The sequence below is a fragment of the Micromonospora parva genome (genome assembly GCF_000718515.1).
Lineage (GTDB): Bacteria > Actinomycetota > Actinomycetes > Mycobacteriales > Micromonosporaceae > Micromonospora > Micromonospora parva.
Genome location: NZ_JNZS01000012.1, coordinates 197,326 through 220,928 on the forward strand (window position 1 = coordinate 197,326; position 23,603 = coordinate 220,928).

The window sequence follows — 23,603 nt, forward strand, 5'->3', positions numbered from 1 at the left end:
GGGCCGGGGCGACACGCCTCGGCCCGGACCTGTCCGGTCTACTGCCCGACCGTCGCCCTCGCCGTGTCCACTGTCAGCCCGGTCGCGGCCCGGTAGCGGACCGGGATCGGGTCGGTGATCTCCCCGACGAACGTGTCGTCGACGTGGTCGAGGAAGCCGATGAGGGACCAGTCGTCGGCGGGTCCGTGGACCAGCCGGGGCGCGTACAGGTGCGGGTGGGTGAACGGCTGGGCGGACGCGATGTCCCACGGCCCGAGGGTGCTCTCGCCGGTCGCCACCCAGATCCGGTGGTCGTCGCGCCGGGCGCTGCCGGTGGCGTCGGTGGAGAACAGCAGCAGCGGTTGCCCGTCGAGGACCGCGACCTGGGGCACCTCGAGGTGACCGAAACCGGCGGGGGTCGACAGGGGTGGTCGCACCGTCCAGGTCAGCAGGTCGGTGGAGGTGGCGTGGCCGACGACGCCACGGGTGTTCGCCGGCCCGGTGTTGGCGCGGGCGGTGATGAGCATGTGCCAGCCCTGGCCGTGCGGGTCGGGGAACACCCACGGGTCACGCCAGGCCTGCTCGTACCACAGGTCCGTGTCCAGCAGCTCATACCAGGTGGGGTCGGCCTGGACGATCGGTTCGCTGCCGTGCCGGTGCCAGGTCATCAGGTCGGCGGAGACGGCCAGCCCGATGCGTTGGACGAGCCCGTCCTCGGCGCGACCGACACCGGTGTAGAACAGGTACCACAGTCCGTCCGGCCCGCGCACTGTGCAGCCCGTCCAGGTCGCCAGGTCGTCCCAGCCGGGCGGGTCGGCGGGGACCAGGGCGTCGGCGACCAGCCGCCACGAGCGCAGGTCCGTCGAGACGGCGTGGCCGATCGTGGCCCGGCGGTGGCGGCGGTGCGGGTCGTGCAGGGCACGGGACGCGCGCAGGAAGAACACGTGCCAGAGGCCGTTGTCGTCCCGCGCGTACCAGCTGTCCCACACCCAGTGGTCGGGTAGACGAAGCATGGTCGGAAACCTAGCACTAAACCGTTTTAGCGTCGGTCCAGGCCAGCCCGGCGGTACGGTCGTGGGCCGTTGGTCAGCCGGCCGGGGGCGCGAGGGACCGGCGTCGGCGCAGCGGCATCCCCACCAGCGCGGGCTCGGCGACGCCGCCGTCCAGGAGCAGTTCGACAGCACGCCGCCCCATCTGCTCGTGCGGCAGGGCCGTGGTGGCCAGACTGGGCCGCAACCAGGCGGCGATCGGGTCGTCGTCGAACGAGATGACCGAGATGTCCTCCGGGACGGTCAGCCCCGCCTCGCCGAGCGCCTGGTAGGCGCCGAAGGCCAACCGGTCGTTCATGCAGATGACCGCGCTGGGGCGCTTCGGCTTGCTCAACAGGCCGCGCATGGCGGCGTACCCGTGCTCGGGCAACCACTCGGTGCAGAAGCACTCGGCCAGCAGGCTGACGTCCGCCTCGTCCAGGGTCTGCCGGATGCCGTGCAGCCGGGCGCTGGCGGCGAGCGAGACCTCCGGGTCGTCCTCCTTGAGCCGGTTGCGGCCGATGAGCGCGATCGCGTCGCGGTGGCCGAGCTCCAGCAGGGCGGCGGCGACGGAGCGGCCGGCCCCCTCGTCGTCGGGGACCACGCTGGGCAGACCGTCGGGGCTGGTGGCGTTGAGCAGCACCACCGGTCCGCCGAGGATGGCCGCGGGCACCGAAAGCCGTCGGGTCGCCATCGCCGCGTAGATCACCCCGTCGACCTGTCGGTCCAGGACGGCCTCGATGGCGTACTGCTCGAAGGTGGCGTCGCCCTGCGTCTCGGTGATGAGCAGGACGTGGTCGCGTTCGCGGGCCGCGTCGAGAGCGCCACGGATGAGGTCACCGGCGAACCGGGTGGTGGCCACGATGTCGGAGACGAACGCGATGGTGGCCGTCTTGCGGGTGCGGAGGCTGCGCGCGGCGAGGTTGGGCCGGTAGCCCAGCTCCTCGGCGGCGGCGAACACCCGCTGGTGCGCCTCGGCCGAGAGTCGGGTGCCCTCCCTGCCGTTGAGCACCATCGACGCGGCGGTCTTGGACAGCCCGGCTCTGCGCGCGACGTCGGCGAGTGTTGCTCTGTTGCGGCCCATCAGTCCTCCGAATCAGGCGCGGTGCCGCAGGCACCGCTCCCGCCCATCATGATGCGTCGCCGCCCAGGATCCAGCGCCGGTCGTGTCGGTGCGGTGTGAACCCGACGTTTCCGCACCGTTGCCAAGTTGTCCTTGACAGCTTCCCGTGCCACGCGCATGCTCTGCTAAATCAGTTTAGCGACCACTTCTGGTGCATCCAGAGGCGCCTTCGGTGGCCGTGCCGGCTTCTTTTCCGCTGACGGTACGGGTGCTGCGCCCGGGCGGCAGGTCACGGCGTACGTGTCGTGGCCCCACCCGGTCGCGCTGGTCCCGGTGGAGCCGTCGCGCGGCCATGGGTCGCGGGACGCGTGGAGATGTCAAGGAGTCATGAAATGGCAGAATTGCTGACAAGGTTTCCGCGACGGAGAACGGTGCTCCTCGCGTCGCTGCTGGCGGTCGGGATGACCGCGACGGCCTGCAGCGCCCCGGGCGAGGACCGGTCGTCGACCCAGAAGTCCGATGCCGCCGTCACGACGGAGCTGGGGACCGACCCGATCACCTTGGAGATGTACGCCGAGACCGGCTTCCCGCTGGCCAAGGCGTTGGCCGAGGAGTTCTCCAAGCAGCACTCGAACGTCAAGTTCAACATCCGTGAGGACCAGTTCACGGTGATCGTGGAGAACGCGCCCCGGGTGATGGCCTCGGACAACTCGCCCGACATCATCCGGCTCCCCACCATGGTCGACCTGGTCAAGGACGACCTGCTCAAGAACCTCGACCCGTACTTCACCGCGTACGGCTGGGACAAGTTCCCCGCCTCGCAGCTCGTGCAGCTGCGCGTCGGTGAGAACACCCGGGGCACCGGCTCGCTGTTCGGGATGGGGCTCGGCTACAGCGTCACCGGCGTGTTCTACAACAAGAAGCTGGCCAGCCAGATCGGCATGACCCAGCCGCCGGCCACCGTGGCCGAGTTCGAGCAGTTGCTGGCCAAGGCGAAGACCGGCGGGGTCCAGCCGATCATGCAGTTCAACAAGAACACCGCCGGCATCAACTTCCCGCACCAGGCGCTGCAGAACCAGTTCGGTGACCCGGCCCAGGTCGCCGACTGGATCTTCCAGAAGCCGGGGGCCACGTTCGACACCCCGGCCGCCCTGAAGGCCACCCAGACCATCCAGAAGTGGGCGCAGGCCGGCTACTTCCCGAAGGACGCCAACGCCATCGACTACGCCGGCATGGTGGGGGAGTTCCAGAAGGGCAACGGCCTGTTCATGTTCAACGGTGACTGGGAGTCGGCGAACCTCGACAAGTCGATGCCCGGCAACGTCGGCTTCTTCCTGTTCCCCACCGAGTCCCCCGGTGGAAAGCACGTGGCGATGTCCGCCCCGAACACCTTCGGCGTCTCCGCCAAGGCGAAGAACCCGGACGCCGCCGCGTACTTCCTGAACTGGGTGCACACCAACGCCAAGGCCCGGGAGATCTCGGTGACTGTCGGCGGCTCGAGCCCCGGCGGCCCGAGCGACCTGCCGGTGCCGGCCGCCGCCCCGAACACCGTGCTCGCCGAGACCCTCAAGGCGTCGCAGCAGCTCGGCGCGGAGAACGGCGCTGTGGACTTCACCGCGAACGCGACCGGCGGCATCTTCGCCGCCGCGATCACCCCGGAGATGCAGAAGCTGATCGCCGGCCAGCAGACGCCCGAGGGGTACGTGAAGGCGGTCCAGGCCGAGTACCAGAAGGAACTGTCCCGATGACGTCTGCCCTCGGCAGCGCACCAACCGGGCGCGACGATCGTCGCGCCCGTCCGACCCCCACGCGGGCCCACCGTTCTCGGTGGGCCCGCGCGGCCGGGACCGGCTGGTTGTACGTCCTGCCCGCCCTGGTGATGTACGCGGTGTTCGTCCTGCGCCCGCTCGTCCTGACGCTGCAGTACTCGCTCTACGACTGGAACGGCATCGGGGTGGCCCGCTGGGTGGGCCTGGACAACTACCTCACCGTCTTCACCGACAGCGACCTGCTGAAGATCATCGGCAACGCGATCGTCCTGATCGTCTTCTTCAGCTTCATCCCGGTCGCGCTCGGGCTGTTGGTGGCGAGCATGGTCCGCCGGATCACCACCGGCCCGTTCGGCACCGTCGTCCGGACCATCCTGTTCCTGCCGCAGGTCATCCCCCTGGTGGCGGCGGGCATCGCGTGGAGCTGGCTGCTTTCCTCGAACGGTCTGGTCAACCAGGTGCTGCGGGCGGTCGGGCTGGGTGGCGTCGCCCGCGCCTGGCTCGGCGACTTCGACACGGCGCTGCCCGCCGTCGGCGTCATCGGGGCCTGGGTCCTGCTCGGCCTCTGCACGATCCTGCTGGTGACCGGCATGAGCAAGATTGATCCGGCGCTGTACGAGGCCGCCCGCCTGGACGGCGCCGGTCCGTTCCGCGAGTTCTTCGCCGTGACCCTGCCCAGCCTGCGCCAGGAGATCGGCGTCTGCCTCACCGTGACCATCATCGCGGCCTTGGCGAGCTTCGACATCGTCTACATCTCCACCAGCGGCGGGCCCGGCCTCCAGACCACGGTGCCGGGTCTGGAGATCTACCGGCTGGCCTTCTCGCAACGGCAGGTGGGCCTCGCCTCGGCGCTCGCTGTCGTGCTGATGCTGCTGGTGCTGGCGTGTGTGCTGCCGATCCAGCGGCTCAGCCGAGGGGAGAAGTCGTGAACCTGACCCGACGCGAACAGCTGACCGGGCGTGTCTTCCTGATCGCCCTGATCGTCGTGACCCTGCTGCCGTTCGTGAGCATGTTGTCGGCGGCGTTGCAGCCGCGTGGCACCGTGCCCAGCGGGCTCGACTGGCCGTCCGACCCGCAGTGGGGGAACTTCGCCGATGCCTTCACCGCCGCGAACATGGGCGCCCTGCTCCGGTCCAGCCTGCTCATCGTGGCCGGTGTCGTGCCGGTGTCGGTGCTCATCGCGACCATGGCCGGCTTCGGCCTCGGTCAGTTGCGGGTGCCCGGTGGCCGGCTCGTCTTCGGCCTCTTCCTGCTGGGTCTGACCCTGCCGTTCGAGGCCGTGGTGACGCCGCTCTACTACCAGATGCAGGATCTCGGCCTGCTCAACACGCGCTGGGCCATCATCCTGCCGCTGATCGGCCTGTACATGCCGTTCGCGGTGTTCTGGATGCGGGCGCACTTCACCAACGTGCCGGTCGAGTTGACCGAGGCGGCCCGGGTGGACGGCAGCAGCACGTGGCAGTTGTTCTGGCGGGTCCAGGTGCCGCTGGCCCGGCCGGCGATCGCCTCGCTGACCATCCTGATGTTCCTCTGGACGTGGAACCAGTTCCTGCTCGCCATCGTCCTGGTCGACGACGCCACCAAACGCACCATGGCCGGGGCGCTGGGCGCGTTCCAGGGCCAGTGGGGCACCGACCTGGTGCTGCTGTGTGCCGGGTCGCTGCTGATCCTGACCCCGACCCTCATCGTCTTCCTGATCTTCCAGCGACAGTTCATCAAGGCCCTGATCCAGGGGTCAGTGAAGGGGTAGGCAGTGGTCACACAGCCACAGATCCACGGCGACGTCGCCGACCGCTACGGGCGCGTCGCGGACGTCTTCCGGGACAACTTCACAGCGCGGGGCGAGGTCGGCGCCGCGGTCACCGTCTACGTGCGGGGCCGCAAGGTCGTCGACCTGTACGGCGGGGTCGCCGACACCCGGACCGGCCGGCAGTGGGACAGGGACACACCCGTCGTCGTCTTCTCCTGCACCAAGGGAATGCTGGCGATCTGCGCGTACCTGCTGGTCCAACAGGGCCGGCTCGACCTCGACGCGCCGGTGACGCGCTACTGGCCGGGGTTCGGACAGCACGGCAAGGCGCACATCCCGGTGCGCTGGCTGCTCACGCACCAGGCCGGTCTGCCCGCGTTGGACCGACCCCTGACCCTCGACGAGGTCCTGGCGTGGGACCCGGTGATCAAGGCGATCGAGGCGCAGGCCCCGTTGTGGGAGCCGGGCACGGCACACGGCTACCACCCGATGACCTACGGCTGGCTGGTCGGAGAGGTGATCCACCGCATCACCGGCCAACTACCCGGCGCGTTCTTCGCCGACACGCTCGCGGGCCCGCTCGGCCTGCGCACCTGGCTCGGGCTTCCGGCCGCCGAGAGTGACACCGTCGCCTGGGGCCTGGCGCCGCCGCCGGACCCGGACCCGTTCGAGGACCCGGTCGCCGAACGCGGCATCACCATGGGGGGCGCTTTCGCCTTCCCCGCCGACGCCGACGGCCTGGTGAGCTTCAACGACGACGCCATCCGGGCCGCCGGTGTTCCGGGCGCGGGCGCGGTGAGCACCGCGGACGGCCTCGCCCGCCTCTACGCCGCCTGCGTCTCCGATCTGCCGGGTCAGGCCGGACCGCTGCTCACGTCCGCGTCGGTGCACGACGCTGTCGTCGTCCGTTCGCGCGGCCAACAGCGACACGGTCCGCCGGACACCGGGCAGCGATGGGGCACCGGCTTCCTGCTGCACTCGCCGCCGGCCCGGCCCCTGCTCGGTGAGCGCAGCTTCGGCCACGACGGCGCGGGCGGGAACCTGGCCTTCGCCGACGCCGAGCACCAGGTGGGATTCGGCTACGTGGTCAACCAGATGCGGGGGATGGGCGACGAGCGGGCGAACCGGCTAACCGCCGCCCTCCGCACCTGCCTCGAAACCTGACCCGGGCCGCCCCACCCCACCCCGGCCCGCCACCGGGGTGGGGTTTCGGCGTGGCCAACCGTCCACTGTGGAACGGAGGGATGTTACGGGGATACTTCGGGCACGTTTCATCGATAGTCTTGACAGGTGTTGTTAGCGATAACACCATGGCCTTCACGCCGCTCTCGCGTTTGGAGCTCGTCTTGGTCGTGTCGATCCGCTCGGGTGTCCTGAACTCCTCCCGCATCACTCCTGTGAACAGCCTGAACGCCCTCGCACGCCGCACCGGGCGCGCGCTGAGCCGGCTGGTGTCCACAGTGCTGCCACGTCGGCTGCGCCCACTGTGCGCGTTCGCATCGGCGGCCACCCTGGTCGCCGCGAGCCTGATGGTCACCCCGGCCGCCGCGCACGACGCCGACGGCTGGTCGCCCCGGTCGTCGTACACCTCGACCGACACCGGCGCCGGCACCTACTCGGTGCCGCTGCTCAACGCCGACGTGCCGGACATCAGCGTCGAACGCGTACCGGCCGCCGAGAACGACGAGGGCCGCGACCTCTACTACATGATCAGCACGACCATGCACCTGAGCCCGGGCGCGCCGATCATGAAGTCGTACGACCTGGTCAACTGGGAGATCGTCAACTACGTCTTCGACCGGGCGAGCATCGGCGACTCCTTCTCGCTGCGCAACGGTCAGAACTCGTACGGCCAGGGCCAGTGGGCGTCGTCGCTGCGCTACCACGACGGCACGTTCTACGCCGTCTTCAACACCAACAACCTCAGCGGGGCGTACCTCTACCGCACCGACGACATCGAGAACGGCCCGTGGCAGCGCACCGCCCTCGGTCGTGGCCTGCACGACCCGTCGCTCTTCTTCGACGTCGACGGCACGCCGTACATCTTCTATGGCTCCGGCGGCACCAGTGCCGTCCGCCTCAACGCCGGCCTGACCGCCATCGCGCAGGACTACCCGAACATCTTCACCGCCAACAACTACGCCGGGCAGCCGTTCATCGGCGGTCTGTTCGAGGGCGCGCAGGTCTACCACATCGACGGCTGGTACTACGCCGTCATCATCACCTGGCCGTCCGGGCAGGGACGCCAGGTCGTCATGTTCCGGTCGAAGGACCTGCTCGGGCGCTACACCTCGGCCGGTGGAGTCAACACCTACGAGGCGCGCGGCGTGCTCAACTCCAACGGCTTCGCCCAGGGCAGCCTGGTGCCGATCAGCCGCGCGGACGGCCGCACCGACTGGCACGGCATGTTCTTCCGGGACACCTTCCCGATCGGTCGGATCCCGGCGCTCATCCCCGCCACCTGGCAGGACGGGTGGCCGACCTTCGGCGCAGGCGGGGTCGTGCCGGTCAACGGCCTGTTCGACAAGCCGATCCGGCTCAGCCCGGCGGAGGAGACGTTCGAGCGGCAGAAGAGCATCGTCGCCTCGGACGACTTCGCCAACGACGCGCCGCACCGGGCGTACCAGGACGAGCAGTGGACGGTCCCGGCGCCGCTCGATCCGGCGGAGATCGCCCCCAACGGGTCGCGGCTCGACCTGGCGTGGGAGTGGAACCACGCCCCGGACAACCGGTACTGGTCGCTCACCGACCGCGCCGGCTGGCTGCGGTTGACGGCCGGCACCGTCGTCACCGGCCAGTACGTCTACACGAAGCTGGCCAACCGGGCCGAGCTGGCGTGGTTCGAGGAGGCGCGCAACACGCTCTCCCAGCGGACGTTCGGGCCACGGCAGTCGGTCCAGACCCGGATGGACATCAGCGGGATGAAGAACGGCGACGTCGCGGGCCTGGCGGCCTACAACCGCGGATTCTCGTACGTGGCGGTGAAGCGCGTCGACGGCGTCAACACCCTCGGTGTGGTGAACCGGTCGCAGCCGTTCGCTGTCGACCTCGACCAGTCGACGCTGGAGAACTTCGTGGCGGGCACGACGGTGCCGCTGGGCGACGCCACCGACGTGCACGTGAAGGCCGACCTCGACTTCGCCTCGCCGGTGGGCCAACTGTGGACGACGTTCTACTGCAGCCTGGACGGGGTCCAGTGGACCCGGCTGGGCAACCGCGTCGGCCCGCAGGCTCTCGACGGCAGCCTCGCGCACTTCATGGGCCACCGGGTGGGTCTGTTCACCTACGCGACCCAGGAGGCTGGTGGCCACGTCGACTTCGACAACTACCTGCTCAGCGACGTGCTGACCGCGCAGGCCCGATCGTTGAACACCACCGCCCTCGACGCGGCCATCGCCCACGCGCGGACGCTCGACGCGCGCCACTACCCGGCCGACGCCTGGGCCACGACGCAGGCCGCGCTCGCCGCGGCGAGCGCGGCACGGGCCGGTCACCTCGGCACCCAGAACGAGATCGACGCGCCGGAGCGGGCGCTGAGCTACCAACTGGCCCGACTCGCGGTGCTGGCCGCGCTGCCCGCCACGGCCACCGCCGAGGTGCGCTGCCTGGGCGGGAAGACGTACGTGGCGGTGCAGGCGCGCAACGACTCGACCGAACCGGTCGAGATCACCGTGCAGACCCCGTACGGGAACCGGTCGTTCGCGGCCGTCGCGCCGGGAGCGAACGTCTACCAGTCGTTCAACACGCGTACGGCGTCCGTGCCGGCCGGCTCGGCGACGGTCCGGGTCAGCGGCACTGTCGCCGGTCAGGACGTGAGCACCGTCCACTCCACGCCGCACCCCGCCAACGCCTGCGGCGGCTGACCCCACCACGAGCCCTCGGCTCATCGACCAGCACCACCGGCGACCGGCCGGACGGCGCGGAACAGCGGACCTGTCCCGCGCCGCCGGCCACGGCCCCGCCGGTGGTGACGGTCGACCCCTGATGTCCGGACCACCCACCGATCCCCCGTACACCGATGACCGCACGTCAGAGATGAAGGAGGATGTCTCGTGGAACAACGACTGCGACGGGCGACCCGAGGACGGGTAGCTGCGCTCGCGACACTGGGCCTGATGCTGGCCACGGGGTTCGTCGCCGGCGCGGCGCCGGTCCAGGCCGCCGACACGAACCTCGTCGTCAACGGCGGGTTCGAGGACGGCCTGGCCAACTGGTTCGTCAACAACGGAAACGCCGCCGACGGCGCCCAGTTGTCCGTCACCTCGGACGCCTTCTCCGGCGCGACCGCCGCGCACGTCACCAACCGGGCGACCACCGGATCCGGCCCGATGCAGGACCTCAGCGGCAAGGTGCAGGCCGGTCAGGCGTACACCCTGACGGCCCGCATCAAGTACGCGAACGAGAGCGGACCGGCCACGAAGCAGTTCTTCGCCACCATGCACTACGGCGGCGGCACCTACACCAACCTGGTCAGCGTGACGGCGACGAAGGGTCAGTGGGCGCAGTTCAGCGGAACGTTCACGATCCCGGCGACGCAGAGCGTGTCGACGGCACGCCTGTTCTTCGAGACCCCGTGGACGAGCACCCCGTCCACGGACCCGGCCCTGCACCTCATGGACTTCACGCTCGACGACGTGTCGGTGGTCGGCGCCGCGCCGCCTGCCCCGGCGTCGAAGACCATCGAGGTCGTCGGCAAGCTGCCCGGGGAGCACAACCCGTTGATCGGGCACAAGTTCGGCGCCGACGGCTTCGGTCTCGTGCACGACGGTCGGGTCTACATGTACATGACCAACGACACCCAGGGGTACGCCCCGAACCCGACCACCGGTGTCTCGCCGGGGATCAACTACGGCGACATCAACCAGATCACGGTGATCTCCTCCGAGGACCTCGTGAACTGGACCGACCACGGTGAGATCCAGGTCGCCGGCCCGAACGGGGTGGCCCCGTTCACCGCCAACTCGTGGGCTCCGGGCATCACCAAGAAGGTGGTGAACGGGGTGGAGAAGTTCTTCCTCTACTACGCCAACGGCGGTGGTTCCAGCAATGTGATCACGGGTGCGTCGCCGCTCGGCCCGTGGACCAGCGAGCGCACCAGCACGCTGATCGACGGCCGTACCCCCGGTGCCGAGGCCGTCGCGTGGAAGTTCGACCCGGCGCCCTTCGTCGACGACGACGGCCAGCCGTACCTCTACTTCGGTGGTGGCCCCGCGTCGACGAGCATGCCGCCGGCCGAGCGCTTCAACAACCCGAAGAACATCCGGTCGATCGAGCTCGGCGACGACATGGTGTCGACCGAGGGGACGGCCGCGGTGGTGGACGCCCCGGTCGCCTTCGAGGCCGGGCACGTCTTCAAGCGCCAGGGCAAGTACTACTTCTCGTACTCCTCGCACTTCGGCGGGAACGACTTCGGTGGCAGCCAGCAGCCCCTTCCCGGTTACCCCGGCGGTGGGCAGATCGGCTACATGATCTCCGACGGCCCGATGTCGTGGCCGAAGGAGGCGTACGCCGGTGTGCTCTTCCCGAACCAGTCGCAGTTCTTCGGTGCCGGCACCGGCGGCAACAACCACCAGTCGGTGTTCGAGTTCGGTGGCAGGTACTACTTCACCTACCACGCCCCGACGCTGAACAAGCGCATCAACGGCAACACCACCCAGGGGTACCGCAGCCCGCACATCCAGGAGTTGACCTTCAACCCGGACGGCACGATCCAGCAGGTCGTCGGCACGTACGCCGGCGTGGACCAGGTCCGGGACTTCGACCCGTACCGCGTCTTCGAGGCCGAGACCTTCGGCTGGAGCAAGGGCGTCGCGACCACGAAGGTCGACGGCGGCTCCGCCCAGTTCGGTGGTGCGGCACCGAATCTGGTGGTCCGCGACGTCGACAACGGGGACTGGACGGCGCTGTCCTCGGTGAACTTCGGGGACAGCGGCGCGCGCAGCCTGACGGCGCGGGTGCGTGCGCTCGCCGCCGGCGGGCAGGTCCAGGTCCGGCTGGACGACGTCAACGGTCCCGTCGTCGGCACTGTCGCCGTGGACACGCCGGTCGGACAGTGGGCCGAGGTGAGCGCCGAGCTCACCGGCGTCAGCGGCGTGCACGACGTCTACTTCACCTACACCGGCCCGGCCGGCGCGGATCTCTTCGAGATCGACACCTGGGCGTTCCAGTCGGCCACCGTCGACCTGCCCGTGACGGTCACCGCGTCGACGCGGTGCGTCGGTGGCACGGCGTACGTGGCGGTGCAGGTGCGCAACGACCATGACGCGCCGGTGGGCGTGAGCATGGAGACGCCGTACGGCACGCGGTCCTTCGCGGCGGTCGCGCCCGGCGCGAACGCCTACCAGTCCTTCACCACCCGGGCCGGGTCGGTGCCGGCGGGTTCGGCGACGGTCCGGGTGACCGGGGCGATCGGCGGACAGGACGTGACGACCGTCCGCACCGTGCAACACCCCGCCGGCACCTGCGGCGGATAACCCCTCATGCAGAGAACGGAGCTCACATGAACACAGACAAACGGCGGCAGTTGCTGGCGGCCTGCTCGGTCGGCGCCGTGCTGACCGGGGCGGCGGTGCTGCCGTCGCCCGCGCTGGCCGAGCCCGGTGACGACGCCAGCGTGCGGGTCACCGTCGACATCGACGAGATCCGGGAACCGGGCGTGCTCGCCCTGTCGATCGCCGGCGACGCCGTCGCGCTCTCCGAGGACGGCTCGACCCTGCTGGTACGCCAGTTCGTCGGCACCCTGCCGACGGTGACGGTCACCGACACCCGGGTCGCCGACGAGGTGCCCGACGGCGCCAGCTGGGCGGTGCTCGGCAGCGCGACCGACTTCGCGGGCGCCGCCGGTCAGGCGCCGATCACCGCCGACCACTTCGGTTGGAAGCCGCGCCTGCTCGACGGCGGCGAGACCGGCCTGGTCACCGAGGGCGAGGAGGTGGTGACCAGCCTGGACGAGCCGACCCAGCCGGGCAACAATGTCGGCCTTGTCGACCAGGAGCTGTTGGTCTCGGCCTTCGACTCCGCTGCCGTCGCCAGCGACTCGTACTCGGTCAACGCCGACCTGTACCTGCGGACCCCCGCCGAGGTCGCGGCCGGCGAGTACAGCTCCACCCTCACACTCTCACTGTTCGAGTAGTGGCCTGGGCGGGGCCCGGACCGGGCCCCGCCCAGCCCCGTGCCGAAGGGCCACCTGAATGACCGTCACCCCGCTGCGCCGGGCGCTCGCTGTCCTCACCGTCGTGTTCCTCGCGGTTGCGGCCACGCCGGTCGCGGCGGCGGCGGAGCCGGACCCCAAGGCCCTGACCTGGACGGTCCAGCCGGCCACCGCGAGTGGCCCGGACCAACGCCGATGGATCACCGCCAGCCTCGACCCGGGGCAGGCAGTGACCGAGCACCTGGCGGTCCGCAACTTCAGCCGCACCGCCGTCACGTTCGCCCTGAAGGCCGCCGACGGGTACCTCACCGACAAGGGCCGCTTCAACATGCTGTCGTCCGACCGGCCCTCGGTCGACGGCGGCACCTGGATCGACGTGCAGGACAAGGTCACCGTCGGCCCGAACGAGACGCGGGTCGTGCCGTTCACCATCACCGTGCCCAGGAGCGCCCCACCGGGCGACCACCCGGCCGGCATCGCCGCGACCGTCAGCAGCGCCGGAGGCACTGTCACCGTCGAGAGTCGGGTCGGGTTCCGGGTCATGCTGCGGGTCAACGGCTCCGCGCGGGCGGCCCTGGCCGTCCGGGGCCTCGACGCGACGTACTCCCCGTCGTGGAATCCCTTCGCCGGTGGCACGGTGCGGGTCCGCTACACCGTCGAGAACGACGGCAACGTCTGGGTCAGCGGCACCAGTCGGGTGGCGATGTCCAACCTGCTCGGCCGCAGCAGCCACGACGCCACCAGCGCCGTCGAGGAGCTGCTGCCCGGCGGCAGCCGGACGGTGCGGACCCGGGCCGACGGCCTGTGGGCCCTGGGCCGCCTCCGCACGACCGTCACCACGTCGCCGACGCTGCTGGGCGACGGCCAGGCCGGGGCCGACCTCCGTCCGGCCTCCGCCACCGTCACCACCTGGGTCGTACCGTGGGCGCAGCTCGCACTGCTCGCTCTGCTCGCCGGCCTGCTCCTGGGGCTGCGGGCGGCGGCCCGGCACCGGCGGCGTCGACTGGCCGGCCTGCTGGCCCGCGCCCGGCAGGAGGGCCGGCAGGAGGCTCAGGAGTCCGTGCTCGTCGGGGGCGCGGCAACCGCTGGCGAGCCCGACCCGGGCGACGCCCACCGGTGACCCGTCGACGCGAACAGATCGCGCCGTCGGGTCGAGGCGTGGCGTCGCCCGACCCGCGACCCTACGGCTTGGCCTGGTCGAGCAGCCAGCGCAGGATGCCGTCGTCCTCGTAGGTCGGCCCGAACGCCGCGTGGTAGTCCGGCACCGAGAACGCGGCGTCCGCGTACTCGGTGTAGCGCACCAGGTCGGCGGCCTGCTCGGGCGTCTTGCCCCGGGCGGCGTACGCCTGCCGCAGCACCGCCGTGGAGTTGCGCGCGCCGGAGACGTTGAGCAGGTGGTCGTGCTCGCCGTGGGTGATCCACACCGGCACCTCGGCCGCCGCGATGGCGCTCGCCTGGGTGGCGTTGACCGGGAAACCACCGGTCACCAACCCGCCGGCGAACAGGTCCGGACGCTTGGCGAACGCCTCCCAGAGCAGCTGCGAGCCGTACGACACGGTGGTCGCGTACACCCGACGGGTGTCCACCGCGAACTGGTCGACGAACTGGTCGAGCAGTTTGACCAGCAGGTCCGCCTCGGCGGCTCCACCGACCCGCTGGTGCTGCGGGGCCAGGACGATGACGTCCTCGGAGGTGCCGGTCCACTGCGGTTGGAGCCACGCGGTCGCCGGGATGTCGGCGGCGAGCTGGACACCGAGGTTGTCGCCGTCCCAGCCCATTCCGTGACCGGGCAGGACGACCATCAGCGGGTACGTGCGGCCCGGCTGGTAGTTCTTCGGCAGGTGGTAGTGGTACGGCAGCACCATCCCACCGCTGAGGAACGAGCCGTAGGTGAACTCGTCGACCAGGTGGTTGACCGGCTTCGCGGTGACCGGTCGGGACTCGCGCGGGGTGGCGCGGGCGAGCACCGGCCCCTTGCCGGCCCCTCGGCCGGGCTGGCCGTGCACGTCCTCGCGTTGCACGACCCGGGTGGGCAGCTCGGGGTTGACCTTCACGGTGCAGAGGAACGTCGGGCACTTGGAGACGATGACCGTCGAGCCGCCGGTGTCCGCGGGGTCGAGTTCGACGATGACGTACCTGCCCGGCGTCGACCGGTGGTCGTCGCGGGTGTCCGGTGCCGAGTTGGTGTAGGTGCGGGTGACGGTCCGCTCGGCGAGCTTCGGCAGGTCCTCGATGGGGTTGAAGCGGAAGTTGTAGATGGTGTCGGTCACCGCGAACGTGTCGGTGTCGAGGGTGCGGGGGTTGACAGTGGCCCCGTACTCGATCGCCACCGCGGAGACCTTCTGGCCGTACGTGTAGACGGTGGTGATCGGGGTGATGCTGCGGATTCCGTCCGGGCCACCGGGGCTACCGGTCGCGCTGCCGTACGCCGTGCCGGAGGCGGTGGCCAGGACGACGGCGGTGGCGAGCGGGATCAGTCCTTTTCGCAGTCTCATGCGGGTCCTTTCTCGGGGGTGGTGCGCTCAGTCGACGAGCCTGCCCGGGACCGGGAGGGGGACGGGTCGGAGCGAGCCGGTCGCTAAACTGATTTAGCAGAGCATCGATGGCCGGTCCGGCGCTGTCAATACCGCGCGTGCGCCAACCTGCGGGCCGGGCTCGGGCGAGCGCCCCGCCCGCTCGCCCGAGCGTCCGGGAGCACTGCAACAAACCTGCAAGCGTCAGCTATTGCCTTCAGGGAAACCGCTTTCCTACGATTGCGTTACATCGATGTTTCGATTAACGGTCGGGCGAGTGGCGTCACCAGGAGCGCCGCGCTCACCCGACACATCAGTGCTTCCACCAGGGCACGAAAGATCTCGATGACATTCTCGCGATTGACTGCCGTCAATTCCTGAACGACGTCAGTCGGCAGGTGTGATCGCGGTGTCCGTCGAGTCGAAACCTGGTACGAGACGAATGCGAAGGTGAGACGACATGAGACGACGAGTCGCGTTGCGACGTCGGGCGGTGCTGGCCACCGCGGCCGTGCTGGTAGCGGTCGGGGTGACAGTGCCGACCCCGCAGGCCTCGGCGGCGGTCGGCAACGCCACCGGCTACGCCACCCAGAACGGCGGGACCACCGGCGGCGCGGGCGGGCAGACGGTGCGGGCCACCACCGGGACGGCGATCCACGCGGCGCTGTGCGGTCGGCCCAGCAGCAGCACCCCGATCACCATTGAGGTCAGCGGGACCATCAACCACGGCAACACCAGCAAGGTGTCGGGGTCGAGCTGCAACACCGCGGCGGGCGTGATCGAGCTCAAGCAGATCAGCAACGTCACCATCATCGGGGTCGGCAGCGCCGTCTTCGACCAGCTCGGCATCCACATCCGGGACTCCAGCAACATCATCATCCAGAACGTGACAGTGCGGAACGTCAAGAAGTCGGGCTCGCCCACCTCGAACGGTGGGGACGCGATCGGCATGGAGAGCACGGTCCGCAACGTCTGGGTCGACCACGTCACCCTGGAAGCCTCGGGTGGGGAGTCCGAAGGGTACGACGGCCTCTTCGACATGAAGGACAACACCCAGTACGTGACGCTGTCCTACAGCATCCTGCGCAACTCTGGTCGCGGCGGCCTCGTCGGGTCCAGTGAGAGCGACCTGTCGAACGGCTACATCACGTACCACCACAACCTCTACGAGAACATCGACTCCCGGACGCCTCTGCTGCGCGGCGGTGTGGCCCACATCTACAACAACCACTACGTGAGCCTGCACGAGTCCGGCATCAACTCGCGGGCCGGCGCCAGGGCCAAGGTGGAGAACAACTACTTCCGCGACTCCAAGGACGTCCTGGGCACCTTCTACACCAACGAGCGCGGCTACTGGCAGGTCGGCGGCAACATCTTCGACAACGTGACCTGGTCCAGCGCGGGCAGCGAGAACTACCCCGCCGGCCCCAACCCGACCTCCACCACCACGGTCAGCATCCCTTACCCGTACAGCCTCGACGGCGCGAGCTGCGTACCGGAGATCGTCCGTCAGACGGTCGGCGCCAACACGGGCCTGAAGGTGTCGAACGGCAGTTGCTCGCCGCAGACCCCGCCGCCCACCACCCCGCCACCCACCACGCCACCGCCCACCACGCCACCGCCGACCACGCCGCCGCCCTCCGGTGGGACCAACCTCAGCCTCGGCGCCGGCGCCGACGGCTCCAGCAAGGCCAGCGGGACCAGCTACGGCAACGTCCGCGACGGCGATGTGAGCACCTACTGGTCGCCGGCCGGGTCGACCGGCACGATCTCGATCAAGTGGGGCTCGGCGACCCGGGTGTCCCGAGTGGTGATCCGCGAACCGTCCGGCACCCAGGGCTCCATCGGGTCCTGGCAGCTGATCAACAACGACAACGGCGCCGTCCTGGCCGCCGGCAGCGGGGCCGGAACGATCACCTTCTCCGCGACCTCGTTGAGCAAGATCAACTTCAAGATCAACAGCTCCGGCGGTACGCCACGAGTCGGTGAGTTCGAGACGTACGCCAGCTAGGGCCGATGCGGTTCTCAGCGGTATACCTCAGGGGCATGTTCATGCCCCTGAGGTATACCGCTGTTCGGCAGTTCCGCACGGCTGGTCAGCCGAGCGCGGCCGTCACGAATCAGTCGACGGCAGGGTGTCCATGAAGGAGCTGACCGAGAAGACCGCTCGCCCCGGCCCGGCCGGACCGTAACCGGGCGGGCTGGAAAGACCGTGCGCCTCCATCGTCGCCCGGTAGACCTCCAGTAGGCGGACGTGGTATTCGAGCGGCGCGCCCTGCGGGTTCGTCCGCCCGAGCGGGGTGGTGGGCTCCGGGCACCAGGTGGTGAACCGGGGCGTGATCCCCCGGGACATGAAGTAGTCGAGCCCCTCAGCGGTGGAGGCGATCGCCTCGTCGACGCTGGTGAAGCCGTGCGGGGCGGCCATCTCGACGCCCGCCACGAAGTTCGGGATCACGTTGCGCGGGCCGAACACCTCGGCGGAGTCGAGGATGCGCCGGTGCCACTCCTCCCGACCGACGTAGCGCTCCTTACCCGGGCAGTACAACTCGAACAACCGCTTGTCCCACACCTCGTAGTTGGGGTGGTAGATGCGGATCCCGTAGTCGTGGAACCGCTGCACATCGGCTCGGGGCAGCGCCTGGGCCACCACCTTGCCGATCCAGCGGCCCGGGAAACGCTCCTCGATCGCCTGCGCGTACCGGCCGTAGAAGTCGGCCTCGGCCAGCCCGTTGACCTGCGAGGTGATGCTGCCGCCGGTCAGCGTGTACGCCTGCGACGCGCGGTCGGTGTCGTGCCGGTTGATGATCTCCAGGGCCTCAAGGACCTCGTCCACGGGCTTGACCCCGGTGTAGGGGCGGCCGGCCTGCTTGTGCTGCCGCCAGTTGTGGTTGATGTCGCAGTACTGGCACTCCTCCTTGGCGCCGAAGTACTGGCAGACCCGGAACGCGGTGAGGTAGATGAGATAGCCCCACTGGATCGTCGGGGCGACCTCCATCACCGACTTGCCGTTGGCGAGGGTGTGGCGGTAGTACGCCGGCATCGGGGGCAGCCCGACATCGGCGATCGGCCGCCCGTCCAGGAACAGGCGCAGTCGACCGTCGCCGTCGGTGGCGACCCGGTACGGCGAACTGGGGTTGGTGCGGACCGAGACGACGGTCCGGCGTAGCTCGTACGGACCCCCGGTGAGCACGATCTCCTCCGGCGGTCGGCGCAGCGCGGCGGTCCCCAGCTCCGGCAGCGTCCGGTGGTCGAAGGAGAAGATGAAGTACGACTTCGGCTTGACGTCGCCGTGTTCGTTGTCGGTCAGTGCCGCGTCGTCGAAGGCGAGCCCGCCCCGCAGCAGGTCCTCCTTGAGGACCGCCTCCCGCGGCACGTGTGGGAAACGGCTCATCAACTCTTCGACGAGGTCGGTGCGCGACGTCATGCGGTTCCTCCCGAACGTGGTACCCCGAACCGGGTGGCCTGCGCCACCCGGTACCGGCTGCTCAGCTCTGCTTGGTCTCCCAGAAGATCTTCGAGATCTCCTCGATCTTCCCGAGGAGCTGCTCGGCGACCGCCGGGTCCGCGGCGCCCTTCGCGCCGCCGGCACCCGCCAGCTTCGTCGCCTCGTTGAACAGGCCGTGCAGCTGGGGGTACTTCTCGAAGTGCGGCGCCTTGAAGTAGTCGGTCCAGAGGACCCAGAGGTGGTGCTTGACCAGCTCGGCTCGCTGCTCCTTGATGAGCAGGGAGCGGGTGCGAAACTCCGGGTCGTCGCTGGCCTGGTACTTCTCGGAGATCGCCTTGATCGACTCGGCCTCGATGCGGGCCTGGGCCGGGTCGTAGACGCCGCACGGCAGGTCGCAGTGGGCGCTCGCGACGGTACGCGGGCGGAGCGGGCGGGGCAGGTGCATCAGATTCCCTCCGACGGTGGCGCTCGGCTGACGGACGTCCGGACGCGACGGCCCGGACGTGATCATCTAGGGACGCTAGAACCTCAACCCCACTTCATGTCAAGTGTCATGCTGGTCCGGGGCGCTGCCTCCGGACGAGTGTCAGCAGGGCGGCGTGTGTCCGCTCGTCAGCGGCCACCACGAGACCGTTCCCACCGGTGTGCAGCGGTTCGCCGTCGAGCCCGGTGACCACGCAACCGGCCGCCTGGCAGAGCGCGATTCCGGCCGCGAAGTGCACGCTGCGGCTCAGGTCGTGGCGGTCCGTCAGGTAGGCGGCGCGGCGACCGGCGGCGACCCACGCAACGGCCAGGCTGGTGGAGACCACCCGGGGGTGGAACTGCTCGATGAAGTCCTCGTCGGCGAGCATCCGGGCGGCCAGGAAGACGTCCCGGCTGGGGAACGGCGGGTCGAGGTTGACGTCGACCAGCCTCGACTCGGCCGACGGCACGAGCCGCTCGTCGGTGCCCGCGAGGCGGACGTACGCGGCACCGCCGTCGGTCCAGAACACCTCACCGCTGAACGGGTCCGCCGACGCGGCCACGGCGCAGCCCGTCCCGGTGAGCAGCGCGACGTTGACCGACACGAGCGTGGTGCGGGCGGCGTAGTTCACCGTGCCGCAGAGCGGATCGACAAGCCAGGTGCGGCCGTTGTCGCCGGTGCCCGTGCGCCCGCTCTCCTCGCCCACCACGAGGTCGTCGGGGCGCGCCCCGCGCAGGACGCCGAGGATGGCCTCCTCCGCCTTGATGTCGACGGTGGTGGCGAAGTCGTTTCCGATCTTCATGAAGCGGGTCAGCGGCGACCCGAATCGCGCGCGGACGACTGCCGCGCCGGCCTCCGCCGCCGCGATGGCCACGGCCTGGTCGGTGATCGACACGTGTCACTCCGGCAGTTCGGTGATCGCGAACCGACTGACCACCGCGATCATGATCATCGGGGCGTCGCCGTCGCACTGGTTGACCGAGACCGCGACCCACCGGCCCTCGGCCGCCGTCGGCCCCCACACGGTGAGGTCGCCGTAGCAGTCCATGTCGCTCAGGGACTGGAACAGCGCCGGCATCGGTGCGCCGGCCTGCTTGCGGAACAGCGGTACGTGCATGGACACCCTGCGGTGCGGGCCCCAACGGCGGTCAAGTTCACCGACGACAAGGGTCAGGTTCGCCGTGGCGACCTCCTCGGCCTCGTTCCACTCGACGCCGTACACACCGACGAGGTCGTCGCTCTCCCAGAGCGGAATGATCTGGAAGCCCGCCCCCCGGGTGCCGGTCCACTCACCGGTGGCCGGGTCGCCCTCGCTGACCGGCGCGCCGTCCGGGGGCAGCTCGGCGGCGAGCAACGACTCGACGTGGGAGACCGCCCGAGCGGTGTCGAACGCCTCACCCGCTCGGGCCGTCACCGGGCTGCTCGTGTCGCCGCTGACGGTCCGCGCCACATCGTCCGCACTGTGTCTCCCTCGGTCGCCGGCCCCGATCATCGCTCACCTCTGGCCGCTCGGCCACTGTGGTCGCCCCGATCCAGGCGGTTACCGGGACGATCAGGAAACCGCTGCCCGCACCAGCTCGGTGATCTTCTTCTCCACGGCGGGGCTCCACTTCTGCAGCGCGTACGACGCCGGCCACATGTCGCCGTCGTCGAGGTTGGCGGTGTCCTGGAAGCCCAGCGTCGAGTACCGGTAGTTGAACTTCCCGGAGTCCTGGAAGAAGACCACGATCTTGCCGTCCGCGTTCGCGTAGGCGGGCATCCCGTACCAGGTCTTGGGCGTCAGGTCCGGGGCGGCGGCGGTCACCGTCACGTGCACGCGCTCGGCGAGCGCCCGATCCTCCGGCTCCATCTGCGCGATCCGGTCGAGGACCGCCTGGAGCCCGTCGGCCTTCTTGGCACCCTTCTTGCCCTCGGCGCGCAGCTCGGCGGCGCGCTCCTTCATCGCGGCGCGCTCCTCGGCGGTGAAGCCGTCGGACTCGGTGGTGGTCTTCGTGGACATGGGCGGTCTCCCTCTCGTCGTCCGGCTCGGCGTGCCGCCGGCCGTTCTGGGAAAAGGCTAGGCCGGACGTCGGCCCCGGGGCTTCTCGATTCCTGATCGGTACGAAGCGCCGCCGACTGCCCGAATCGTCACGTTTGCTGGTCTAACGGATTGCTGGCTAGGTTGACGGACTCGTCGGGACAGTTCCATGGGGGGACCAGGCATGAGCACCACCGCCGACCGGTTGGCGACGGCGTACTCCGACGCCATCGAGACACTCTGCCGGGTGACACCGAAGGGCTGGTACGCCGAACGCGGCACCGCTCGTGCGGGAGTCACCCGCACCGGCATCGCGTCGCTCAACGGGGTTTTCGACCTGACCACGGACCCGGACCTCGGCTCGCTCGACGAGTTGGCAACCGAGGTCCGCGCGCAGGTCCGGCACTGGTCGATCATCGTCCGGGGTGAGCCCAGCGCCGGGATCGCCGAGCTCGCGGCCCGGCATGGGCTCACCGAACGCGGCGCCCTCCCGCTGTTGGCCTGCGCCACCGACGACATCGTGTTCCGGACCGGCTCGACCCAGCAGACCCTGGTACGCCCTGTCGGCGCCGCCGAGAGCGACACGTACACCGCTGCTTTCGCCGAGAGCTTCGAGGTGCCCGTCGGTGTCTTCGGCTCGCTGATGGGCGGCGCGGTGCTCGACACCGACGGCGTGACCGGCTATCTGGCCGAGGAGTCCGGCCGTCCCGTCGGCACCGCCCTCGGCATGCGGGCCGCCGGCGTGGTCGGTGTGTTCAACATCGGCGTCGTACCGTCCGCCCGGGGTCGTGGCCTCGGCCGGGCGCTCACCGAAGCGGTGCTGCGCGACGGCATCGCGGCCGGCGCGGACATCGCCTACCTGCACAGCAGCCCGATGGGCCGGCCGCTCTACGAGTCGATGGGCTTCGCGCTCGTGCAGAACTGGACCATGTTGACGGCGCGACCGAGCGAAGCGTGACGGGGGAGAAGGCCATGAGCTTCAGTGAGAACGTGCGTTCGGCCTTCCGGCGGGGCGAGACCGACGCCGTGGTGCGGATGAGCGAGGCCGAGATCGAGCGGGCGCGGGCGGCCGGCGACCCGGCGGGTGAGGTGGAGGCCCGCTACAGCCTCGCCCGGGTCGCCATCCGCGGCGGCGACCTGGCGGGCGGGGAGGCCCGGGCGCGGGAGGCCCTGGCGGTGGCGCTGCGCTCCGGCGACCGCGCCCTCGAGGAACGGCCGAGGCACGTGCTGGCCGGCGTCGCGCGGATGTCCGGCGACCTGGTTCGGGCGCGGGAGCTGTACCGGGAGAGCATCGCGCTCAACGAGACGCTCGGCCAACCCAAGACCGTCAACTCCGAGTATCACAACCTGGCGTTCTGCGAGCTGGGGCTGGGCAACCTCGACGTGGCGCGGACGCTGTTCGCCGAGAACCGCGAGCGGGTGTTCGACAACGGCTGGGCCGACTTCGTGCCGTACGTCTGCGTCGCGGGCGCCGCGCTCGCGACCGCCGAGGGAGATCACCTGCGGGCGGCGCGGATGATCGGCGTCGCGGATGCCGCGTTCGCGGCGCTCGGCCAGGTGCCGGACCCGGACGACGCGGCGGACCTCGCCCGGATGCGCGCCGCCGCGGTCGAAGCGCTCGGCCCGGCCGCCTTCGACGAGGAGTACGCCGTCGGCCAGCTCCTCGAACCGAGGGCGGCCTTCGCCGCGTAGCCGCGCTAGGCGGCCCCGGGTGAGGTCGAGGCTCGGGCGGCGGTGACGATCCGTCCCCGCTCCGACTCCGGGAAGCGGTCGAGCATCGCGCGGACCTCGTCGGCGCTCACGTTGGCGCCGAACAACTCGCTGCCCGGTTCGAGTCGTACCCCCTCGGCCAGCGGGCCGGCGACGACCGGATCGAAGCCGAGCGCGTCCACCAGTGTCGACACCTCGGCGACGTCGGCGCTGTCGTCGCCGGCGATCGCGATGGCCTTGCGCCCGGCCACCCCGGCCGGTCGGGCCTCGTCCTCCAGGTCGTGATAACCCATATGGTTGAACGCCTTCACCACCCGGGAGCCGGACAGGAACGCCTGGACGATCTCGCTCGACGAGGTACGCGGGTCGGTGAGGTCGTCGCGGATGCCGTCGATCTCCCACCAGTAGTTCATGGCGTCGACGACGAGCTTGCCACGCAACGCCTCGGCGGGGATGCTGCGGTGCTTGCCCAGGGGTAGGGCGAGGACGACGATGTCGGCGTCGGTCGCCGCGTCCAGCGCGGTGGTGGCCTCGGCCCCCGGGGCGAGCACCTCGACGGTGAGGGCGATCTTCGCCGGGTCGCCGGAGCCGGCTACCCGTACCCGGTAGCCGGCGGCGACGGCGAGCCGGGCGAGCACGGTGCCCACCTTGCCGGCACCGAGGATGCCGAGGGTGGCAGGCCGGCTTCGGTCGTTGTCGGTCATGTCGTCCTCTCG

At 70.1% G+C, this 23,603-nt stretch carries 20 protein-coding genes; 11 read left to right on the plus strand and 9 right to left on the minus strand.

Annotated elements, in window-relative coordinates; all coding sequences use genetic code 11:
- Positions 1-38: 38 nt before the first annotated feature.
- Positions 39-1,163 (minus strand): family 43 glycosylhydrolase, encoded by a 1,125-nt coding sequence (locus tag IF22_RS0119165; protein ID WP_280940605.1) that lies wholly within the window; start codon positions 1,161-1,163, stop codon positions 39-41.
- Positions 1,066-2,091: a LacI family DNA-binding transcriptional regulator gene (locus IF22_RS0119170; RefSeq protein ID WP_030333877.1), complete on the minus strand. Its 1,026-nt coding sequence runs from the start codon at positions 2,089-2,091 to the stop codon at positions 1,066-1,068. Before IF22_RS0119170 ends, IF22_RS0119165 begins: the two co-directional genes overlap by 98 nt.
- A 371-nt stretch (positions 2,092-2,462) precedes the next feature.
- Here IF22_RS0119170 and IF22_RS0119175 point away from each other — a divergent pair, with 371 nt between their 5' ends.
- The 8 genes from IF22_RS0119175 (at position 2,463) to IF22_RS0119210 (ending at position 13,859) form a co-directional block, all read left to right on the plus strand.
- Complete coding sequence (locus tag IF22_RS0119175; RefSeq protein WP_030333879.1) at positions 2,463-3,818, plus strand: ABC transporter substrate-binding protein; 1,356 nt, start codon at positions 2,463-2,465, stop codon at positions 3,816-3,818.
- Entirely contained in the window at positions 3,815-4,768 is a 954-nt protein-coding gene (locus tag IF22_RS0119180; RefSeq protein ID WP_030333881.1) for a carbohydrate ABC transporter permease, read from the plus strand. Before IF22_RS0119175 ends, IF22_RS0119180 begins: the two co-directional genes overlap by 4 nt.
- Entirely contained in the window at positions 4,765-5,589 is an 825-nt protein-coding gene (locus tag IF22_RS0119185) for a carbohydrate ABC transporter permease (protein ID WP_030333883.1), read from the plus strand. Before IF22_RS0119180 ends, IF22_RS0119185 begins: the two co-directional genes overlap by 4 nt.
- Positions 5,590-5,592: 3 nt before the next feature.
- Complete coding sequence (locus IF22_RS0119190; protein WP_036411814.1) at positions 5,593-6,753, plus strand: serine hydrolase domain-containing protein; 1,161 nt, start codon at positions 5,593-5,595, stop codon at positions 6,751-6,753.
- A 233-nt stretch (positions 6,754-6,986) separates the two neighbouring features.
- Positions 6,987-9,452 carry a glycoside hydrolase family 43 protein gene (locus IF22_RS33195; RefSeq protein ID WP_245233674.1) on the plus strand — a complete coding sequence of 822 codons (2,466 nt, stop codon included), beginning with the start codon at positions 6,987-6,989 and terminating at the stop codon, positions 9,450-9,452.
- Positions 9,453-9,641: 189 nt separating this feature from the next.
- Positions 9,642-12,062, plus strand: coding sequence for a family 43 glycosylhydrolase (locus IF22_RS0119200; RefSeq protein WP_030333890.1), 2,421 nt, complete (start codon positions 9,642-9,644; stop codon positions 12,060-12,062).
- 26 nt (positions 12,063-12,088) lie between these two features.
- On the plus strand, positions 12,089-12,721 hold the full coding sequence (locus IF22_RS0119205; RefSeq protein WP_030333892.1) for a hypothetical protein: 633 nt from the start codon (positions 12,089-12,091) through the stop codon (positions 12,719-12,721).
- Between the two features lie 58 nt (positions 12,722-12,779).
- Entirely contained in the window at positions 12,780-13,859 is a 1,080-nt protein-coding gene (locus IF22_RS0119210; protein ID WP_051708623.1) for a hypothetical protein, read from the plus strand.
- 61 nt (positions 13,860-13,920) lie between these two features.
- Here IF22_RS0119210 and IF22_RS0119215 read toward each other — a convergent pair whose 3' ends face one another.
- Entirely contained in the window at positions 13,921-15,234 is a 1,314-nt protein-coding gene (locus IF22_RS0119215) for a hypothetical protein (protein ID WP_030333897.1), read from the minus strand.
- Positions 15,235-15,712: 478 nt separating this feature from the next.
- On the opposite strand from IF22_RS0119215, the gene IF22_RS0119220 reads away from it, so the two are divergent.
- Positions 15,713-17,263, plus strand: a complete 1,551-nt coding sequence (locus IF22_RS0119220; RefSeq protein WP_030333899.1) for a pectate lyase family protein — start codon at positions 15,713-15,715, stop codon at positions 17,261-17,263.
- A 102-nt stretch (positions 17,264-17,365) separates the two neighbouring features.
- On the opposite strand, the gene IF22_RS0119225 is transcribed toward IF22_RS0119220, so the two are convergent.
- The 5 genes from IF22_RS0119225 to IF22_RS0119245 form a co-directional block, all read right to left on the minus strand.
- Positions 17,366-18,676 (minus strand): radical SAM protein, encoded by a 1,311-nt coding sequence (locus IF22_RS0119225; RefSeq protein ID WP_030333901.1) that lies wholly within the window; start codon positions 18,674-18,676, stop codon positions 17,366-17,368.
- Between the two features lie 61 nt (positions 18,677-18,737).
- Positions 18,738-19,142, minus strand: a complete 405-nt coding sequence (gene sodN, locus IF22_RS0119230; RefSeq protein ID WP_030333904.1) for a superoxide dismutase, Ni — start codon at positions 19,140-19,142, stop codon at positions 18,738-18,740.
- Between the two features lie 106 nt (positions 19,143-19,248).
- A complete protein-coding gene (locus tag IF22_RS0119235) occupies positions 19,249-20,055 on the minus strand; it encodes an inositol monophosphatase family protein (RefSeq protein ID WP_030333906.1) in 807 nt (268 codons plus the stop codon).
- A gap of 3 nt (positions 20,056-20,058) precedes the next feature.
- Positions 20,059-20,574, minus strand: a complete 516-nt coding sequence (locus IF22_RS0119240) for a hypothetical protein (RefSeq protein ID WP_030333907.1) — start codon at positions 20,572-20,574, stop codon at positions 20,059-20,061.
- 138 nt (positions 20,575-20,712) lie between these two features.
- Positions 20,713-21,159, minus strand: a complete 447-nt coding sequence (locus tag IF22_RS0119245; protein ID WP_030333908.1) for an iron chaperone — start codon at positions 21,157-21,159, stop codon at positions 20,713-20,715.
- 202 nt (positions 21,160-21,361) lie between these two features.
- On the opposite strand from IF22_RS0119245, the gene IF22_RS0119250 reads away from it, so the two are divergent.
- Together IF22_RS0119250 and IF22_RS0119255 are read left to right on the plus strand one after the other, a co-directional pair.
- Complete coding sequence (locus tag IF22_RS0119250) at positions 21,362-22,135, plus strand: GNAT family N-acetyltransferase (protein ID WP_051708624.1); 774 nt, start codon at positions 21,362-21,364, stop codon at positions 22,133-22,135.
- A 14-nt stretch (positions 22,136-22,149) separates the two neighbouring features.
- Positions 22,150-22,869, plus strand: a complete 720-nt coding sequence (locus tag IF22_RS0119255; RefSeq protein ID WP_030333910.1) for a hypothetical protein — start codon at positions 22,150-22,152, stop codon at positions 22,867-22,869.
- Positions 22,870-22,874: 5 nt separating this feature from the next.
- On the opposite strand, the gene IF22_RS0119260 is transcribed toward IF22_RS0119255, so the two are convergent.
- Complete coding sequence (locus tag IF22_RS0119260) at positions 22,875-23,591, minus strand: NADPH-dependent F420 reductase (protein ID WP_030333912.1); 717 nt, start codon at positions 23,589-23,591, stop codon at positions 22,875-22,877.
- Between the last annotated feature and the right edge of the window lie 12 nt (positions 23,592-23,603).